Here is an 18,305-nt window from a genome sequence, read left to right on the forward strand (position 1 = left end):
CTTAGCCTTATACATATTGTATGTACAGAATGCTTTCTTTACCTTTGTGGATAAACCAATAAGAAAAAAGCAACAAAATGAATCTATTTCCTTTATTAGATGCTCAAGCTCCTGCTCAGATGGCAGGTGGCGGTAGCGGATGGTCTATGATTGTCATGATGCTTGTCATCGTCGTAGTATTTTACTTTTTCATGATTCGTCCCCAGCAAAAGAAACAGAAAGCACTCCAAAAAGCACGGGAGGCGATGAAGAAAGGCGACAAAGTGATTACAGCCGGAGGTATCCATGGCACTATCAAGGATACAAAGGAGAATGACTTCATCATAGAAATTGCAGACAATGTTCGCATTCGAGTAGATAAATCATCTGTCTATCTTACGATTTCGGATGCTGAGTCAGACACAGAGCGTAAGTAATACGAATAATATCAAAGAGACGTATTGCATTTTTATAGATGTAATCTCGTCTCTTTGCTTTATGGAAGAACGACTGTTTTGCAACAGTGTTCTTAACTAGATCGTATAACGACACATATCAATGGATCTCAATTTGGGCACATCACAATCTGGTCGAAAAGGGGACAAGAAGGGCTATTTTGATTTAGAGGGCGGTGCTAAACGGCTAAAGAGTCACCGTTTTCTGACATTTATTGGCTTTGTCCTACTTGCTTTCTCCTTTTGGCTGATTAGAAGCTTGCAACTTACATATCACACACAAATTGAGGTGCCTATTGAGTATGACAAACTTCCACCAAATGTTAGATATCCTCAGAATGCACCGGAAAAGGCTGTATTCACAATACAGGATGTCGGTCTTCAACTTATCCAATACGAGTTTCAACATTTTGAACCAATCCACGTAAAACTACATGGTAAGGGTTCTAAGCAACTTCTACTTGGGAAAAAAGCTTTGATTGAAGAATTTCAAAAACAACTAAGCCCATCCACTAGTATTATTACATCCTCTCCACAAGAGATATCGCTACCGCTTTACGAACTTCGTTCTAAAAGAGTACCGGTAAAAATGAATTTCAAACCTATCACCGATCAAGGTTACATATTGAGTCGTGTTAGCTTTTCCCCCTCAGAAGTCAGTATATTTGGAAGTGCAGAGTCACTAAAAAACATCAATGCCGTATTCATTGACAGTGTGGGGCTCGGCAAGCAGCACGAACCCTTTGTTCAGGATATAGCCTTAAAGAGTCTCAAACGATATGGTATTGATTATGCCAAAGAGAATATGCATGTAAGGGTAAGCTTTGGAATAGAGGCTCTCACAGAACAACGATTCGAACTTCCCATTGATGTTGACAGTGCCCCGGATGGATTTCACTTACGATTGCTTCCCAATGTTGCATCTGTCAACATTACGCTTCCCAAAAGTAAATACAAACTCCTCTCTCCTGAGCAAATAAAACTGGCCGTCAGTTATCCAACAGGTCCAACCGGAGAGATTGATCCGGGAATCACCCTACTCCCAATCAAAGTAGTCAGTAAACCGGATTGGGTGGTCAGTAGCAGGATAGAACCTCAAAAGGTTGAATTCATTCTAGAGAAGTTATAAAAGACATTTTTATGTTTACACTCGCTATCACCGGAGGTATAGGAAGTGGCAAATCTGTAGTAAGCGGGATTTTACGTCTCAAAGAGTTGCCCGTTTATGACACAGACAGCGAAGCCAAGCGTCTGATGAACGAAGATGAAAGTCTCAAAAACAAACTTATCATAGCTTTTGGTCAAAAGATATATCCCGAACATTTAGAAGGGAGGCTTGATCGAATAGCATTGGCAAAAATTATTTTCAACAATCAAGATGCTATACGCTTAGTCAACAGCATTGTCCATCCGGAGGTAAAAAGAGATTTTATATCCTGGCGTGAGAAGAGACAAAAAGAGGGTTACCCGGGAGTAGCCTTAGAATCAGCCATACTTTTTAGTGCCAAGATTGAAGATGTTGCAACTCACATAGTAGCTGTCACAGCAAGTGAGATGACTCGAATTGAGCGGGTCTCTCATAGAGATCATGCGCCCAAAGAAGCCATCTTGGCACGAATCAGATCGCAAATGTCGCAGGAGGAGATTATCGACAGATCAGATTTCGTTATATCCAATGATCGTGACGATTTGATTATTCCTCAAGTGGATAAAATGCTGACAACTATCAATACAATAGGCAACTAAAAGGAACACAAACATAATCTTCTCCAAAAGATTTCCCAATAAGTTACTTTGATTTAATTGTAGAACAACGCTATTTAACCAAGTTTGAGTACATTTGTATTTGGACAAAATATATAATTAAGAACGAAAAATGCTTAAGAAGATTTTATCAATCTCTGGGAAGCCAGGCCTTTTCAGATTGGTCTCACAAGGTCACAACTCAATTATTGTTGAGTCTTTGGATAATGGCAGAAGAAACGCAGTATACGCCAACGAACGTATCATCTCTTTAGGCGATATATCAATGTATGTCGAAGATGGAGACAAACCTTTGGGGGAAGTCCTGCAGGCTCTATACGACCTTCAAGAGGGGAAACCTGTTGAGAACGCAATCATCAAAGGATCAAAGGAAGAGATCTTCGACCTATTTGAAAAGATTCTTCCCGATTATGACAGAGATCGTGTATATCAAAACGATGTTACAAAACTACTCAAATGGTACAATGCTCTTCTAAGGAATAATATTACAGAGTTTACTGAGCCTGAGGAAGAAAAAGAAAACAAAAAAGAAGAAGAATAACTCATCAAAAGCCTGTTGAATGACCTCGCAAGAAAGACCTTTCGAACAAACAACAGGCTTTTGTGTGAAGATATATTTAATCAAATTGCTTTAACCTAATAAATACAATCGCAATGTTTAAGGGAATGAAAAAGTACCTTGCCGACGAATTGAAGAATATCAAAGAAGCCGGCTTGTACAAAGAAGAGCGTATTATTATTACGCCACAAAGAGCAGCCATCAAAGTAAATGAAGGCCAAGATGTTATCAACTTTTGTGCAAACAACTACTTAGGTCTGTCTGACAATCCTCGCCTTATCCAGGCAGCTAAAGATATGATGGACAGCCATGGCTATGGTATGAGCTCTGTTCGTTTTATCTGTGGTACTCAAGACATTCACAAGCAGCTTGAGCAAGCGATATCTAAGTATTTCCATACCGAAGATACCATCCTGTATGCAGCTTGTTTTGATGCCAACGGAGGTGTATTCGAACCATTGTTTACAGCAGAAGATGCAATCATCAGTGATGCTCTAAACCATGCTTCTATCATTGACGGAGTTAGACTTTGTAAGGCTAAAAGATATCGCTATGCCAATGGTGATATGAAAGAACTTGAAGAATGTCTCAAGCAAGCACAGGAACAAAGACACCGCATCATTGTAACTGACGGCGTATTCTCAATGGACGGCAACGTAGCTCCAATGGATAAGATTTGTGACTTGGCTGAAAAGTATGACGCACTTGTAATGGTTGACGAATGTCACTCAGCAGGTGTTGTTGGTAAGACCGGTCGCGGTGTAGCTGAACAGTTTGACTGCTTCGATCGCATCGATATCCATACCGGTACGCTTGGTAAGGCTTTCGGTGGTGCTATCGGTGGTTTTACAACCGGTCCTAAAGAAATTATTGATATGCTTAGACAACGTTCTAGACCATATCTTTTCTCAAACTCTATTCCACCCAGTGTCATCGGTGCCAGCCTTGAAGTATTCAAGATGTTGGAAGAAAGCGATGAACTTCATAGCAAACTGGTTGAAAATGTCAACTACTTCCGTGATAAGATGATTGCTGCAGGATTTGATATCAAACCTACACAATCAGCTATTTGCGCAGTAATGCTTTATGATGCTCCTCTTTCTCAAAAATATGCTGCTAAGATGCTCGAAGAAGGTATCTATGTAACCGGATTCTACTACCCCGTAGTTCCAAAGGGAGAAGCTCGTATCAGAGTACAACTCTCTGCCGGACATACACGCGAGCAGCTTGATAAGTGTATCAATGCATTTATCAAAGTTGGAAAAGAACTTGGTGTGATAAAGTAAGATATATCTAATCATCGCAATCAAAGGGGCTGTGTCAAAATTCCATTTGGCGCAGCCCTTTCTGTTTTTTGAAAAAAGTTTCAACTTTCTTTATATTAAGTCTTTCCCATGTCATGAATAACAACTATCTTTATGGTATACAAATAGTTATATAAACCAAATGATGCATTTCCGCAATCATAATCGCACCACGATGATTCTTTTTCCGGAAAGAATCGATCAAGACATTGAGGAGAATGACCCGGTAAGGCTTTTGGATGCCTTGGTGGATAGTCTGAATCTTAGATCGTTTTACACACTCTATCATGAGCGCGGCCGCAGTCCCTATCATCCGGCCATGATGCTCAAGGTAATTCTCTACGCCTATATGAACAATGTTTATTCCTGCCGCAAGATTGAGAAATTGCTGCGTCGGGACATTCACTTTATTTGGTTGGCCAATTATGAGAAGCCGGACTACATCACCATTAACAGATTTCGATGCCGTGTGAAAAACGAGTTGAACGAGTCTTCACTCAGCTCGTGCTGCTTTTGGCAGAAAAAGGCTTTATAACGTTGGATGTCGAATACATAGACGGGACGAAGATCGAATCCCGAGCCAACAAATACACCTTTGTATGGAAGAAGAGCGTGGAGCGGAACCGCCATAAATTGCAAGAGAAAATAGCCGTTTTGCTTGATCAGATCGACGNATTACAAGCAAAGAGCAAGAGAGAGACTGACATCGCCCGAGGGGATCAGACATCGGGGCCTACGATGAATCAAACCCGAAGCGGTCTTTGGGCAGATCAAAGCCAATATGCACTACAGACGCTTTCGACATTTTGGTAAAGACATGATTACAATGGACTTTACCTTCCTTGCCATGGCCTTTAACATCAAGAAAATGGCAGCAAAGAGGCTGAAAACCAAGAAAAATGGAGGAAATTCGCCGAATAATACGCCATATAGGGCCTATTTATCGGTTTTAAGAGTTTCTGTGAGTCCAATGGTAGCTCCCATCCAAAAATTGGTTGCTAAAACTCAAAAAATGAGAGGTTGCTAAAAAAATAGAGGCTGAGCCATTATGATTAATGACACAGCCCCGTTTTTCTTTTTATACCGCCCTTATATGTTTCTAGGCACTACAAAAGCCCCACTACAATGAGGAGCTTTTGATGAATTTGGAATTCATTTTAGGTATAATTGATATGCTCTAAAAAGGCAAATCATTCTCATCTATGCTTGTTGTTTGTGGAATTGTTATAATTCCTCGTTTTACCATTTCCCAAAAACATTTAACTGTAGCAGATATATCAGAAAATGCATCGTGTGCATTTTCAAAGTCAGAGTCAAATAGTTTGTTATATAGTTCTTGTAATTTAGGATAACGGTATCCGTAAAAATTCGTCAACTTACAAAAGTCTATAGAACTTTTCATAGTACACAAACTTATTGTACCATCCCATGATAAAATTTTATTTTCACGATAAAATTCTGCTTCTATGATCTTTTTGTCAAAATCTATATTATGCCCCACAATGTATTTTACCGTTTTTATGTCTGATTCGAAAAAGCCCAAAACCTTATTCAAATTTTCTCCGTATTCTTTTGCATATTCAGTAGATATACCATGTACAGAAACAGACTCGTTGGGAATAATAAATCCATTAGGTTTTATAATATGATTATGCTTTACTAATATATTTTCGAATTGGTCTGTAATTATCCAACTCAATTGGATGACTCGAGGCCAATTATTTATATCGGAAGATGGGGCATTATAATTTTTAGATAATCCTGTTGTTTCTGTATCAAAAAATAAATATCGGTCTGTCTCTGGCAAATACTTAGCAGCATTATTATGTAAAATATCTAAGTGTTTATCAAAAAGTGTTTCATCTAAATTTTTCTGCAGATTATTATAAATTTCGGCATCATATTTAATGAATCCACATGCATATAATTGTAGTAAATTAAACTTTGCAGATTGAGAATCGGAGCTTTTTAAATATTTTACCGCTAAATTAGAATTGCAAGAAGTTTCTTTGCCCAAAAGATAACGCAACGCAAGGGAATTTTTGCTTTCATCAGATGAAGTTTCAATAAGCCATTCTATTGAATTTATCTGATGTTTGTGAGGTGAAAGATAACTATCATGGCGACTTTTTATCTTATTGATTTCAGTCAATTCTATTTTGATATTTTTATAAGTGGCATAAAAAAATATTCTTTCGCCACAGAATCTATTTATCACTGAATCAAGCTCTTCCAAAGTAACATTTGAGGGAACAATTGTTGGTAAAATCCCATTTCTAAAACTATATTGTAACCCACTAGCATGTATTGAAGGGGGTAACACCAAATGGTCACACCACCTCAGTTCCATTCTGTAAAAAAGCTTACCATTTAAGTCGCAATATTTGTCATTAGGTTCAAAAGATAAAGAATCAATATTTTGTGTGGCCGTATAATCTTCACTTTTAAAAATAATATGAAATCCATATCCATTGCCACTGCGCACTACCCATGGATAATCTAAGGGTAAGTGTAACAAACCCAGAATTTCATTAATGAAACCATTTAATCCTTCGTCAGGATACAGAATCTCACTTATCCAAATATTTGAAATATCTATATCTAGTGCTCGATAGTGATTGTATCCAAGAACCAAACCTATTCCTGATGATTTCTCCCAATTAAGAGATAACAAGTAGTCTAATGGTTGTGATATGGTTTTATAGGACTCCCAGCCAGTGTCTATTGGCTCCTTGAATGACTTCTTATTCCTCTTGGGGCATTCTGACCATTTCATCTGGGTTACATTCATACCAAACAATCGATAATATAAACTCATGTATTTCAATTCATTTGATAATTGTTGTTGAACAGAACACAGAGTTACAGTTTCTTTTGAAAGACCTTTTGAATAATCCTCTAGTGGAGCTATATATTTTATATTAGAACAATCCGGAAATGCAGAAAGGACTTTTATAGGGGTGAAGTATCCAAGGTAAATTCTCGTTAGACGTTCACAACCAATGAAAGCCGTTGGATCAATATCAATGTCTTTAGACTCGATAATTACACATTTAAGTTCATTACAATTCTCAAATGCATTGGAGTATATTGACCTTATATTTTGCGGAATATTTATTTCTGATAGAGACTCACAGCCTGAAAATGTTTCAGGGGATATGTACTCAATGTTACTGGGTATTAGAATTTGACTAACATTATTGCAATCCTTAAACGCTCTATTTCCCAAGTTCTTGATTGAATTTGGAAGATCTATAGTTGTTAATGATCGACAATTATTAAAAGCTCCGGAAGCAATTTCTAACATTTGTGACGGAATAGATATAGTACGAAGATTTATACAGCCACTAAAGCATTCAAAAGGTATTTCTTTAACTTCTTTTGGAATGTTTATCACCTCTAGTGATATGCAGTTTTTAAATGCTTCTGATTGTATTTGGGATATTGTTTCGGGTAGCACAATATCGGAAATTTCATAACAATCTCTAAAAGCATGGTTGGCAATTTTTTTAACACCATTGGGAATGATAATTTTACCTACCATATCTTTGGTACAAGACAAAAGAATTTCGTTATCGTCAGAATATGTTATCATACATAAAACCAAATTTACACTTCTACTCTCAAAAGTATAAAAAGTATTTGATATTTTAAGATTTAATTGTAGCATTAACGTTATACGAATGCAACCGATAGTGTTCTAAACGATGTCCTTTAAAATAGAGTGTTATTCAAGCGGACAAGGGAGCAACAGTCTCTTGTCCATATATTTTTGTGGGGAATCTTCTTATGCAGATTCTGCCTCATCAGGAGAAGGTGAAAAGGGCTCATTTATCCACTTGTAAAGGTCTGTTTGGGTTAAAGTGTTTAATCTGAGCGATGAAGTGAGATTAGATAGGTGTAACGGATGTTTTGTCTCGCTTTTGAGGTGGTGCGGAAAAAGGATGGTGATCAGAGCGATCCATATCTGTATTTCCACTGCATTGCAAGTATATTTGCGATGAAAATGGTGGGGTATTTCAGTCTGTGCGCTGTATTTTTTCTTTTTACGAATCTACTCTTTTCTTTTTTATCACACCAAAACATTTAGGTCATTATTGAATTTTGACTCAAAGATAAACCTCCTTTGAGAATGTTGCACGGATAACAGCCTTATTATATTGCATATACTACTGACTATCAGTATATCTGTATATGTTTAACGAGTAAATACTAAACTTACTCTAAAATCCAAAGAGGTAGTAAGATTTGTACTGTACGACTATTTATAATCGTTGGTTCAGAATAAGTACCGCAATCTTTTCGTTGGTTTTTCTAATAGATTGTGATTACCTTTAGCCTAAGTAAAAGGGTGTGAAAGTATATATACAATTATATCTATATGGTCTCCAATATCTTAGGAGCCCATAGGGAACTTTCACTTAGAAATTGGATCGGAATAATTAACTATTTACGAAACCTCTCTCCCCTTTTTATTGCAAACTGCTTAGCTGACTGGATATTGATGACGGAGGATATGAACCTAACAGCAAAGACCACGGTTCAAAGATAAAGTTCATCAAATACCAATCAATCTTTACAACATTAAATTAATAACTAATATGAGAGCTCACTTACAGCCGAAGGTTACATTCGAAACAAAACCTGTTAATTGTCCTGCATGCGGAAGATCTTGCATTGTAGATGTTGTCTATGCCCCATTTGACAAAGAAACAGAAGAAAAAGTAAAACAGCAGAAGCTTATCCAAGGCAATGAAGATCCACTTGCTCCACACCCCACCTGGGGATGTACCTCTTGTGGAACAATGTTTTATAAAGAGAAATAAATCGATATACAGATATCTTTTTGTACTACCGACGGACAGATAAAAGCTCTATTCCGGTCGTCAATAAGGATGTCATATTACAATAGAAGGCTTCCTTTTTATAAGGACTGCAGGGGATGGTTGTGTTTTTATGTCACTGCAAACTGTATCGGTTGACCTAACTACCTTTCTGAAGATACTGAAAGATAGTTATAAGAATGATTGACAACCATCTATCTCGGATAAAAGGTTGATAATTCTTTTGGCCTGCATTTCAGATGAATGTATTGCAGACGCCGCTAAGATTTGCCTCCACACACCCTCTAAGGCAGCTCAATAATTCGCCTTAGGGCTCTCAAAACTATCCCAAACAGCCTTCTTAGAAAAGAAATGGCATATACAAACCTTCGCAGACTATCGCCACAATATTTTATTTGATTGATAAGAATAACCTAACATTACACAGATGAAAAAAACTTTTTACCTCTTGTCTATAGTCCTTCTTATGACTCCTATTCTTTTGAATGCACAAAGCGATAACACTAAAAGCTCGGTCAAATTTTCCGGCTACATTCAAGGCGACTATGAGATGGGTCAAAAAGAGGCAAAGCTCTATGTGGGCAATCCTAACTCTAATGAACAAAGTTATTTTGGTCGGTTTGGTATTAGACGAGGAAGATTGAAATTGGACTACGGACTCAAATCAAATCCGGATTGGAGTATTGTAGGGCAAATAACCATGACCGAAAAATCGATCAATCCTTTCCAACTATATTTCAACTATTGCCATACATATTCTTTTGAGGATAGCAAGCTTACCTCTCTACAAGTAGGAGCAAGAGGAGGTCTTGATTCTTATCATTTTGGTTTAGAGCCTCAAGAAGGTTCAAAGGCTCGACTTGCGCCCGAATATACACCTTATTATGACGTCATGTTTCCCGGAGTAGACGATTTTATGGCTGGTGGACATGTGACATGTTTCTTTGATAAGGCATCCTCTTACAAACATGCTTTGGGTTTACAGATGTATCTATTGTCCGGCAATGGTCGCAACTCCATGAGAAAGTCTATCCCTGATCTGTCTCTTGACCTGAGACATACTTTCCACGCCGGAATCTTCGATGCTTTTTATGGAGCTTCGTACTATCTGGGATATGTACCTCAGACCAACTTAGGAGATAAAGATCGGGTTAAACGAAATTACCTCTCTCTTTATGCAAGAGTAGGCATGCCATCATGCTTAGGCCGGACACGACTGACCGGAGAATATATGTCAGGAAATCAGCCCGGCAAACTTCATCTTGCCACTGTGACAGGCCCGAGTATCTCCAACAAAGAGTATAATGATGGTAAGGAAATCTTTTCGAGAGGCTTTTGGGGAATGAGTTTACAACTCGATCATAGATTCAGCTTTGCACCTATAGGTATCTTGTACAAATACTATTATTATGACAAACGAGATATCCTTTCCGGAGATGAATTGCTTTGGAACAAGTATTTACAATATGGTTACGCCTCTAAAGAAGCAGACGGAACAGAACAAGCACATGGCATAGGTATCAATGTATTTTTGGTAAATGACAGATTGAGAATGACTGCATACTACGAAGCAATCACCTCTAAAAGAGCTCCAAACAAATCATTCTCTTTCTATGATGATCCTGACAACGACCGATTTACTTTCCGTGTACAATATAACTTCTAATATAAAGTTAGCTCCTCTTAGAAGCTGAACGCTATTAATAAATAAACAATAAAGCCCGAAAGCGATGACTGCTTTCGGGCTTTATTGTTTATAGTTCATCTATAACCCTCATAAACCCAGACTTACCATTAAGATATGTAAGGTTGATGCCTCTCTACCTTACACTTTTAATGATATTGGCAAGTTAATAAGGAATATCGCCACCGGAGATATTTGGAAGGAATGTATTAGAAATCGAATCTTCCCCTGCTGCTCCTCCTGCAAGTGGGTCATTGCCGGGCGACATAGGTGCTGACATATCTGGATTGACATTGCCACCAATAGCAGACTCACGAGTTACAGAAGAGGCCATCTCAAGAGGTAAAAACTTTGCAAACTCTTTTCTAAAGCTTAGTCTGACATCCCCTACCGGACCATTTCTATGCTTAGCAATAATAAACTCTGCCACACCAATAAGTGAATTGCCTTCCGGGTCCGTAGTGATTTTGTAATACTCCGGACGGTGAATAAAGCAAACCATATCGGCATCCTGCTCAATAGCCCCGGATTCACGAAGGTCGGCCAACTGTGGTCTTTTGCTGTTGAAGTCTCCCTGTCTGAGCTCCACACCACGGTTAAGCTGAGAAAGAGCAATGATAGGGATTTTTAATTCTTTTGCAAGCACCTTAAGAGAGCGCGATATTGTACTGACCTCCTGTTCACGGTTTCCAATATTCATACCGGAAGCATTCATAAGTTGGAGGTAGTCGATAATAATCATCCTAACCCCATGCTCACGTACAAGGCGGCGGGCTTTGGTTCGAAGCTCGAAAATCGAGAGAGATGGCGTCTCATCTATATATAGAGGGGCATCAAACAAGCTGGTTAGTTTCTTATCGAGCTGTGCCCACTCAAACTTTTCCAAACGACCATTTTTGATCTTCTCACCCGGTATCTCACAAACATTACTAATAAGACGCTTGACAAGCTGTACAGAGCTCATCTCAAGGTTGAATATTGCTACCGGTATACCATTATCCACAGCGATATTTCTCGCCATAGACAAAACAAAAGCCGTCTTACCCATTGCCGGACGAGCAGCAATAATAATAAGGTCGCTATTCTGCCAGCCGGAAGTCATCTTATCGATAGCCGGATAGCCGGATGGTGTACCACTGATACCGGAAGTATTGTTTGCCGCAACAGAAATTTCATTCAGAGCCTCTTGGACAATCGGATTGATCTGTCTCACCTCCTCTTTCATATTCTGCTGAGAGATCTGGAAAAGTTCACTCTCTGCCTCCTGCATCTGGTCAGCAACATCTTCGACATCATCGAAAGCATCTTTGAGTACCCGACTCGAAAATTTGATCAAGTCTCTGCTCAATGCTTTCTGAGCCAAGATTTGAGCATGATACTCCAAGTTGGCCGAACCCGCAACTTCAGAAGTAAGAGAAGAGACATATGCCGCACCACCAACCTCATCAAGGACTTCATTTTTTCTGAGCTCCTCTGTAACTGTCAGAATATCCACCGGACGTTGCTGTGCTGCCAGACGAATGATGCTCTCATATATCAATTCATGAGCGTGAAGATAAAAGCTACTCGGCTTAAGCATTTCACTTACTGTCGAATAGGCATCCTTTTCGAGAAGGACAGCTCCTAATACGGCCTTTTCAATTTCTACAGCCTGTGGTGGGACTCTTCCCTCTATCTGATTGACGGAAACCGGTTTCTTAGCTCTTGTCTTGCCATTTTTTGCAATTGCCATATCTATTCTCCTCTTAATCAAGTTTGAGCACAGCCAAGAACGCCTTTTGTGGAACTTCCACCGTACCAATCTGCTTCATCTTCTTCTTACCTTCCTTCTGCTTTTCGAGAAGCTTTCGCTTACGAGAAATATCCCCTCCATAGCACTTTGCTGTCACATCCTTACGCACAGCTTTGACTGTCTCTCTGGCAATAATCTTCGACCCAATGGCTGCCTGAATGGCAATATCAAACTGTTGTCGAGGTATCAGCTCCTTGAGTTTCTCACACATTCTTCTACCAAAACTTTGAGCATTGTCAAAATGCGTAAGCGTAGAAAGAGCATCTACCGTGTCACCATTGAGCAAAATATCAAGTTTGACAAGTTTAGATGGTCTAAAGTCAGATAGGTGATAGTCAAAAGAAGCATATCCTTTGGAGATACTTTTCAGCTTATCATAAAAGTCAATAACAATCTCACCCAAAGGAAGATCATAGAATAGCTCTACCCTATCGCCATGTATATATTCCTGTTTTACCAAGATACCCCTCTTACCGAGACACAGCGTCATAATCGGTCCTATAAATTGTGTATTGGTAATGATGGAAGCTCTGATAAAGGGCTCTTCAATATGGTCTATTAAGGTCGGATCAGGCATTCCGCTCGGATTGTGTACCTCTGTACAGTGCCCTTGTTTGTCATACACAAGATAAGAAACATTAGGAACCGTGGAGATAACATTCATATTAAATTCCCTATCCAAACGTTCCTGAATAATCTCCATATGTAACAGTCCCAAAAAACCGCATCGGAAACCAAAACCAAGGGCAGCAGAGCTCTCCGGCTGGAAGGTAAGAGAAGCATCATTGAGCTGAAGTTTCTCCAATGAAGCACGAAGATTTTCGAAGTCCTCTGTCTCAATGGGATAAACTCCCGCAAAGACCATAGGCTTGACCTCTTCAAATCCTGAAATAGCATTTTCGGCCGGTCTATCGACATGGGTGATTGTATCTCCGACCTTTACCTCCTTACTCGTTTTAATACCTGAGATAATATAACCTACATCTCCACAGCTAATTGACTTGCGAGGCTCCATATCCAAACGGAGTACCCCCACTTCGTCGGCATCATATTCTGTGTCAGTAGCCATAAACTTTACAAGATCACCCTTGGATATCGTGCCATTGACAACTTTGTAATACGCAATAATACCTCTAAACGGATTGAATACAGAATCAAAAATCAAGCATTGAAGTGGAGCATCAGGATCTCCCACCGGAGCAGGTACTCGCTCAACAATAGCATCCAATATAGCCTGCACTCCCAGACCTGTCTTGCCGCTTGCGCGCAAAATATCCGAACGATCACAGCCCAACAAATCAATAATCTGATCTTCCACTTCCTCCGGCATTGCACTTTGCAAGTCACACTTATTCACTATTGGAATGATCTCAAGATCATGCTCAATAGCCATATACAGATTGCTAATGGTCTGAGCTTGAATACCCTGAGTAGCATCCACGATAAGAAGTGCTCCTTCACAAGCAGCTATCGAACGAGAGACCTCATAAGCGAAGTCCACGTGTCCCGGAGTATCAATCAAGTTGAGAGTATACATCTCCCCTCCATGCTCATAGTTCATCTGTATGGCATGGCTCTTGATCGTAATACCTCGCTCACGCTCAAGGTCCATATTGTCCAAAACCTGGTCTTGCAGGTCTCTCTCACTAATTGTTTTTGTTGTTTCCAACAGACGGTCGGCCAATGTGCTCTTACCGTGATCTATATGTGCTATTATGCAAAAATTTCTAATTCTATTCATACTGCAAAGATAATAATAAGCAAGGAGCTTAAAGATAGCAACATGCAACAAAACTAATTATGAAATAGAAATAAACATTGCTTCATCACGACACAAATTAAGGAATAACTTTTTGCCACGATAAAACGACTTTTGAACAATTGAGTTATCAACGTTCTGTTTAGAATTTATAATAGGAAGATTGAGCATATACGCTTAGGTATAAAAAAATGGAAGTCTCCCAACTTTCACAAGCTAGAAGACTCCTGACACTATTGAACTATATTAAAAAGAGAGAAACGCAAATTTACGGGAAGCTCTTACGAGCCTCCAAAAATCCGCAAAAAAAGCGGATTAGATAGTCAAATGTCCGATGTACACGAACAACGAACTACAAGATAACTTACTTACCTTGTCTCTATCCACGTGCAAAGATAATACTAATATGGTAAAGGGCAAATCTTTTATCGAAAAAAACATTTTTCAATCAAACAATTTCAAGACAAATACCATATATATAACTGCAATACAATGGGTTGTGTCTGTATTATCTTTTTTATTTCAGAGCTTATAAATGCTATAATACTCTTAGAATAAGCATGAAAACTGAGTTGTTTTAGTGAGCACTCGTTCATAACATAGCATGACAAAATGCTCAAAACAGCTCCATAAACTTTCATATTGCAACATTCTATGGCGTGAAGGGATATTTCTTCCGAATAAGGTCCGCATTGTTAATCCGGGTTATTATTAGTATCTTGTTTCAACAAAAGCATAAAAACCATGGAGATAACAATCTTACTTATCATACTTCTGACAGCTATACTACTTGGCGGATTGTCACACCAAGCAGATAGAATAGGCTCCATGTGCTCAGATCAAATTGTCATTCCTACTATTATCAATAACAATTATCCCACCCTTCTTAAACTAAGGACTGTGAAGTTCGAAGAAAGAGGGTTCTATTTGTTAAATATTATTACTTTACACAATACTCAAAAAGGAGCTCTAACAACTCCTATTTATACCGAAATTCTTACATTTTGGGGTTAGGGGTCTCTGACTCAATACACACTTTGCCCGTTTTATTAGTACGAAACGGGCTTTTTTATGCGCTATCTTAACAAATAAGCTCGCGCGAGAAGCAATCTATTCTCGCGCGACTTTGGATCTGATCTCGCGCGACCTTGACATGCAAAGTCGCGCTACTTCAAGTGCAACCTCGCGCGAGTATAGGTTCAAGGTAGCGCGAGAATGGATTGCAAGTCGCGCGACCTTCCAAAAAAGGCCGCCTGAAGTGTGTTTTTAAGCCGCCAAATTGTCCATAAAAAGCAGCCTATACATATATTAACATTTAGATAGGACGATTTCGTACTATCGCTATTGGTTTTTGTAGACAATAAGCCTCTCTCTGAGTCCAAAAAGCACTGTTTTAAGGCTGAAAACAGGCTTTATTATTTAACATTATTTATCTAATATAGAGCATAAAAACAGCAATAAAGATTATCTGACAGCCTTTCTTTTGAGCCTTCTCAGCCATAAATAATACCCTGTAAGCGTCAAAAACACACCCATCAACAATGCTATTGCATACAATATCTTGGACCACATTCCCCAAAAGTTGCCAACATGCAAACTATAAAACAACGCTTTCATCTTTTTTAGTTTTGGCTGTTCTTCTGCTCTAACAATCTTATCTACACTCCCATCTCCTCTAAACAGTATACGATCCATTTTTGTTGGATAATTGCGATTATTGAGATAGACTTGAGCTTCACCTTTTAGAAGTCTGATGGACAATGAAGAAGGATAAATGCTCTTTGCCTGCGACCATTCCTTGTTCCAAAGATCAAGTTCTTCTTTAGATATTGGAGTCATCTTGGTGCTTGGGGTATGCATTCCTCCGGTAGGCTTAGACTCATAACGCACGCCACAAGCTCCATAGACAACTGTTCTAAACCAATCAAATGACCAAGTCAGTCCGGAGATACATACGATCAGTAACACAATAGAAGCATAAAAACCAGCCACGAGATGGAGGTCGTAAAGCAAGTTTTTCTTAGAAATCTTAAATCTTTTTCTCCAAGCCCTTTTATTTTTTGGGACCCATGCAATAATACCTGTTATGAGGACTATCAGAGTTCCCAATGTGGCATATCCGATTATCCTCTGTCCGGGCGTACGCTCCTTAGCTCTGCCATTGCTCTTCAACAACAAAGCACAATGAAGAGCCTTCACCTTTTTGAAAAAAGGAGTCCTCTCGACCCAGCCTTTTATCTCACCGGTAACAGGATCAACACTAAGTTTCTTACTTCTAAAGTTCTTAAACCCAATCAACGCAGGGCTATTGCTTGTGGCAGGAAGCTCTACCCATACTATTTTAAGAGAATCGGGAAGATTGGGTTTGACTTTTTCGACTATACTTTGAGGATTCAATATGCTGTTCCCCCTCTGCTCAACTTTGTAAACATCGGGGTGTGCAAGTTCGGTTAGTTGTGGTTCGAATATCAACAAAATACCGGACAAGCAACTTAAGATAAATACAATCCCTAATGGTATCGAAAGCCACAAGTGCAATTTCAAATAAATCGGTCTCATAAATGGTAATTCAATTATAATAGAGTTTCGGCACCGTTCCTCATCAACACACAATATACTGACAACGAATACAGTCCGGGTTCTTTCAAAGGCAAAAGTATCAAAAAGAAGAGATATATTGAGCAAACAATCTACATGAAAAGATATGTCAATATTGAAGCTATAAGGGATAGAATCTGCATACCAATTTGACAAATATTACAAAGAAGCAACAAATAAAGCCTCTTACATTTGTTTGAATAACACTGAGATATAGTATAAATCTGACTTTTATTGAGAAATAATCCTCCAAAAGTGTCCCAAATCGAGCAAATAACAATACAAAAATGTATCTTTGTAGTGCCAACGATGGCGAATAAAAGAGAAATATTATTTATTCAACCCATAAATTATCAATCATTATGGAAAATATCAATTGGTCAGAAATCGGTTTTGGCTATATTAAGACCGATTACAACGTACGCTGTTACTATCGCAATGGAAAATGGGGAGAGCTTGAAGTAAGCTCTTCAGAGTATCTCAACATTCACATGGCTGCTACATGTCTTCACTACGGACAGGAGGCTTTTGAAGGCCTTAAAGCATTCCGCGGTAAAGACGGTAAGGTAAGAATCTTCAGAATTGAAGAAAATGCCAAGCGTATGCAGCGCTCTTGCGAAGGCGTCGTAATGGCTGATTTGCCACAAGAAATCTTTATAAATGCTTGTATCAAGGCTGTTAAGCTCAACGAGCGTTTCATCCCTCCATACGAAAGTGGAGCCTCATTGTACATTCGTCCTCTTTTGCTCGGACTTGGTGCACAAGTAGGGGTAAAGCCGGCTAACGAATATGTTTTTGTTGTATTTGTAACTCCGGTAGGACCTTACTTTAAGGAAGGCTTCAAGCCAACTCCGATGGTTATTCTTCGTGGTTATGACCGAGCAGCTCCTTTGGGTACAGGTACCATCAAGGTGGGAGGTAACTACGCTGCCGGTATGATTCCAACCGTAAAAGCTCACGAAGAAGGCTACTCTGCTCCATTGTTCCTTGACGCAAAAGAAAAGAAATACATTGACGAGTGCGGACCGGCTAACTTCTTCGGTATCAGAGACAATACATATATTACTCCGCTTAGTACTTCCATCCTTCCGTCCATTACAAATATGAGTCTTATGCAGCTTGCAGAAGATCTTGGCATGAAGGTAGAACGTCGTAAGGTACTTGAGGAAGAGCTTGCTACATTTGAAGAAGCCGGCGCTTGCGGTACAGCAGCTGTGATTAGTCCAATCCTTAAAATTGACGATCCGGACGAAAACAAGACTTACCAAATCTCTAAAGATGGAAAACCAGGCAAGAGATGTGAAGAACTTTATCACAAACTCCGTGGTATCCAATATGGTGACGAACCTGATACTCACAACTGGGTAACCATCGTAGAATAATCGAATATCGAATTAGGTTGTACCGACAACCTTCAATCACATAATAAGGGGCTGCGTTTCTGAAGTGCCCCCCAAAAGTTGGACGTTAAATTAAACGTTATAATTGTCTATAATGAGCTCGGTATTTTACCGGGCTCATTCCTTTTAACCTCAGTTTTATTCTTTTATTGTTATACCATTCTATA

15 protein-coding genes and 1 pseudogene are annotated in these 18,305 nt (G+C 39.1%); 11 read left to right on the top strand and 5 right to left on the bottom strand.

All coding sequences use genetic code 11. The annotated features are described in order from the left end of the window. Positions 1 to 77 precede the first annotated feature (77 nt). The 7 genes and pseudogenes from yajC to ACFO3G_RS00750 all read left to right on the top strand — a co-directional run bounded on the left by yajC (position 78) and on the right by ACFO3G_RS00750 (position 5,088). The gene (yajC, locus tag ACFO3G_RS00720; RefSeq protein WP_380077043.1) at positions 78 to 416 is read left to right on the top strand and encodes a preprotein translocase subunit YajC; all 339 of its coding nucleotides are present in this window, start codon (positions 78 to 80) and stop codon (positions 414 to 416) included. Positions 417 to 537: 121 nt separating this feature from the next. Then, entirely contained in the window at positions 538 to 1,563 is a 1,026-nt protein-coding gene (locus ACFO3G_RS00725) for a CdaR family protein (protein ID WP_380077045.1), read from the top strand. 11 nt (positions 1,564 to 1,574) lie between these two features. Then, the gene (coaE, locus tag ACFO3G_RS00730; RefSeq protein WP_380077047.1) at positions 1,575 to 2,180 is read left to right on the top strand and encodes a dephospho-CoA kinase; all 606 of its coding nucleotides are present in this window, start codon (positions 1,575 to 1,577) and stop codon (positions 2,178 to 2,180) included. A gap of 130 nt (positions 2,181 to 2,310) precedes the next feature. Next, positions 2,311 to 2,739, top strand: a complete 429-nt coding sequence (locus ACFO3G_RS00735) for a DUF5606 family protein (RefSeq protein ID WP_380077049.1) — start codon at positions 2,311 to 2,313, stop codon at positions 2,737 to 2,739. Positions 2,740 to 2,852: 113 nt separating this feature from the next. Then, the gene (gene kbl / locus ACFO3G_RS00740; RefSeq protein ID WP_380077051.1) at positions 2,853 to 4,043 is read left to right on the top strand and encodes a glycine C-acetyltransferase; all 1,191 of its coding nucleotides are present in this window, start codon (positions 2,853 to 2,855) and stop codon (positions 4,041 to 4,043) included. A gap of 160 nt (positions 4,044 to 4,203) precedes the next feature. Then, positions 4,204 to 4,769 (top strand): annotated as a pseudogene (locus tag ACFO3G_RS00745) (transposase); the annotation flags it as partial. Between the two features lie 34 nt (positions 4,770 to 4,803). Then, positions 4,804 to 5,088 (top strand): transposase, encoded by a 285-nt coding sequence (locus tag ACFO3G_RS00750; protein ID WP_380077069.1) that lies wholly within the window; start codon positions 4,804 to 4,806, stop codon positions 5,086 to 5,088. A 150-nt stretch (positions 5,089 to 5,238) separates the two neighbouring features. Here the strand turns inward: ACFO3G_RS00750 and ACFO3G_RS00755 are convergent, their stop codons facing one another. Continuing rightward, positions 5,239 to 7,656 (bottom strand): leucine-rich repeat protein, encoded by a 2,418-nt coding sequence (locus ACFO3G_RS00755; protein WP_380077053.1) that lies wholly within the window; start codon positions 7,654 to 7,656, stop codon positions 5,239 to 5,241. A 1,006-nt stretch (positions 7,657 to 8,662) separates the two neighbouring features. Here ACFO3G_RS00755 and ACFO3G_RS00760 point away from each other — a divergent pair. Both ACFO3G_RS00760 and ACFO3G_RS00765 read left to right on the top strand, forming a co-directional pair. Beyond that, positions 8,663 to 8,887: a hypothetical protein gene (locus tag ACFO3G_RS00760; protein ID WP_380077055.1), complete on the top strand. Its 225-nt coding sequence runs from the start codon at positions 8,663 to 8,665 to the stop codon at positions 8,885 to 8,887. Positions 8,888 to 9,332: 445 nt separating this feature from the next. Further along, positions 9,333 to 10,571, top strand: a complete 1,239-nt coding sequence (locus ACFO3G_RS00765; RefSeq protein ID WP_380077057.1) for a hypothetical protein — start codon at positions 9,333 to 9,335, stop codon at positions 10,569 to 10,571. A 184-nt stretch (positions 10,572 to 10,755) separates the two neighbouring features. On the opposite strand, the gene dnaB is transcribed toward ACFO3G_RS00765, so the two are convergent. Then, positions 10,756 to 12,321 (bottom strand): replicative DNA helicase, encoded by a 1,566-nt coding sequence (dnaB, locus tag ACFO3G_RS00770; RefSeq protein WP_380077059.1) that lies wholly within the window; start codon positions 12,319 to 12,321, stop codon positions 10,756 to 10,758. Between the two features lie 13 nt (positions 12,322 to 12,334). Next, a complete protein-coding gene (gene lepA / locus ACFO3G_RS00775) occupies positions 12,335 to 14,122 on the bottom strand; it encodes a translation elongation factor 4 (RefSeq protein WP_380077061.1) in 1,788 nt (595 codons plus the stop codon). A gap of 762 nt (positions 14,123 to 14,884) precedes the next feature. Between lepA and ACFO3G_RS00780 the strand changes: the two genes are divergently transcribed. Then, positions 14,885 to 15,154, top strand: coding sequence for a hypothetical protein (locus ACFO3G_RS00780; protein WP_380077063.1), 270 nt, complete (start codon positions 14,885 to 14,887; stop codon positions 15,152 to 15,154). Positions 15,155 to 15,604: 450 nt separating this feature from the next. Here the strand turns inward: ACFO3G_RS00780 and ACFO3G_RS00785 are convergent, their stop codons facing one another. Beyond that, a complete protein-coding gene (locus ACFO3G_RS00785) occupies positions 15,605 to 16,699 on the bottom strand; it encodes a PepSY-associated TM helix domain-containing protein (RefSeq protein WP_380077065.1) in 1,095 nt (364 codons plus the stop codon). Positions 16,700 to 17,100: 401 nt separating this feature from the next. On the opposite strand from ACFO3G_RS00785, the gene ACFO3G_RS00790 reads away from it, so the two are divergent. Further along, positions 17,101 to 18,120, top strand: coding sequence for a branched-chain amino acid aminotransferase (locus ACFO3G_RS00790; RefSeq protein WP_380077067.1), 1,020 nt, complete (start codon positions 17,101 to 17,103; stop codon positions 18,118 to 18,120). A 97-nt stretch (positions 18,121 to 18,217) separates the two neighbouring features. Here ACFO3G_RS00790 and ACFO3G_RS00795 read toward each other — a convergent pair whose 3' ends face one another. Further along, positions 18,218 to 18,304 (bottom strand): IS3 family transposase, encoded by an 87-nt coding sequence (locus ACFO3G_RS00795; protein WP_380077071.1) that lies wholly within the window; start codon positions 18,302 to 18,304, stop codon positions 18,218 to 18,220. Position 18,305 lies beyond the last annotated feature (1 nt).

It is taken from the genome of Falsiporphyromonas endometrii, from assembly GCF_042654485.1.
Taxonomy (GTDB): Bacteria; Bacteroidota; Bacteroidia; order Bacteroidales; family Porphyromonadaceae; genus Porphyromonas; species Porphyromonas endometrii.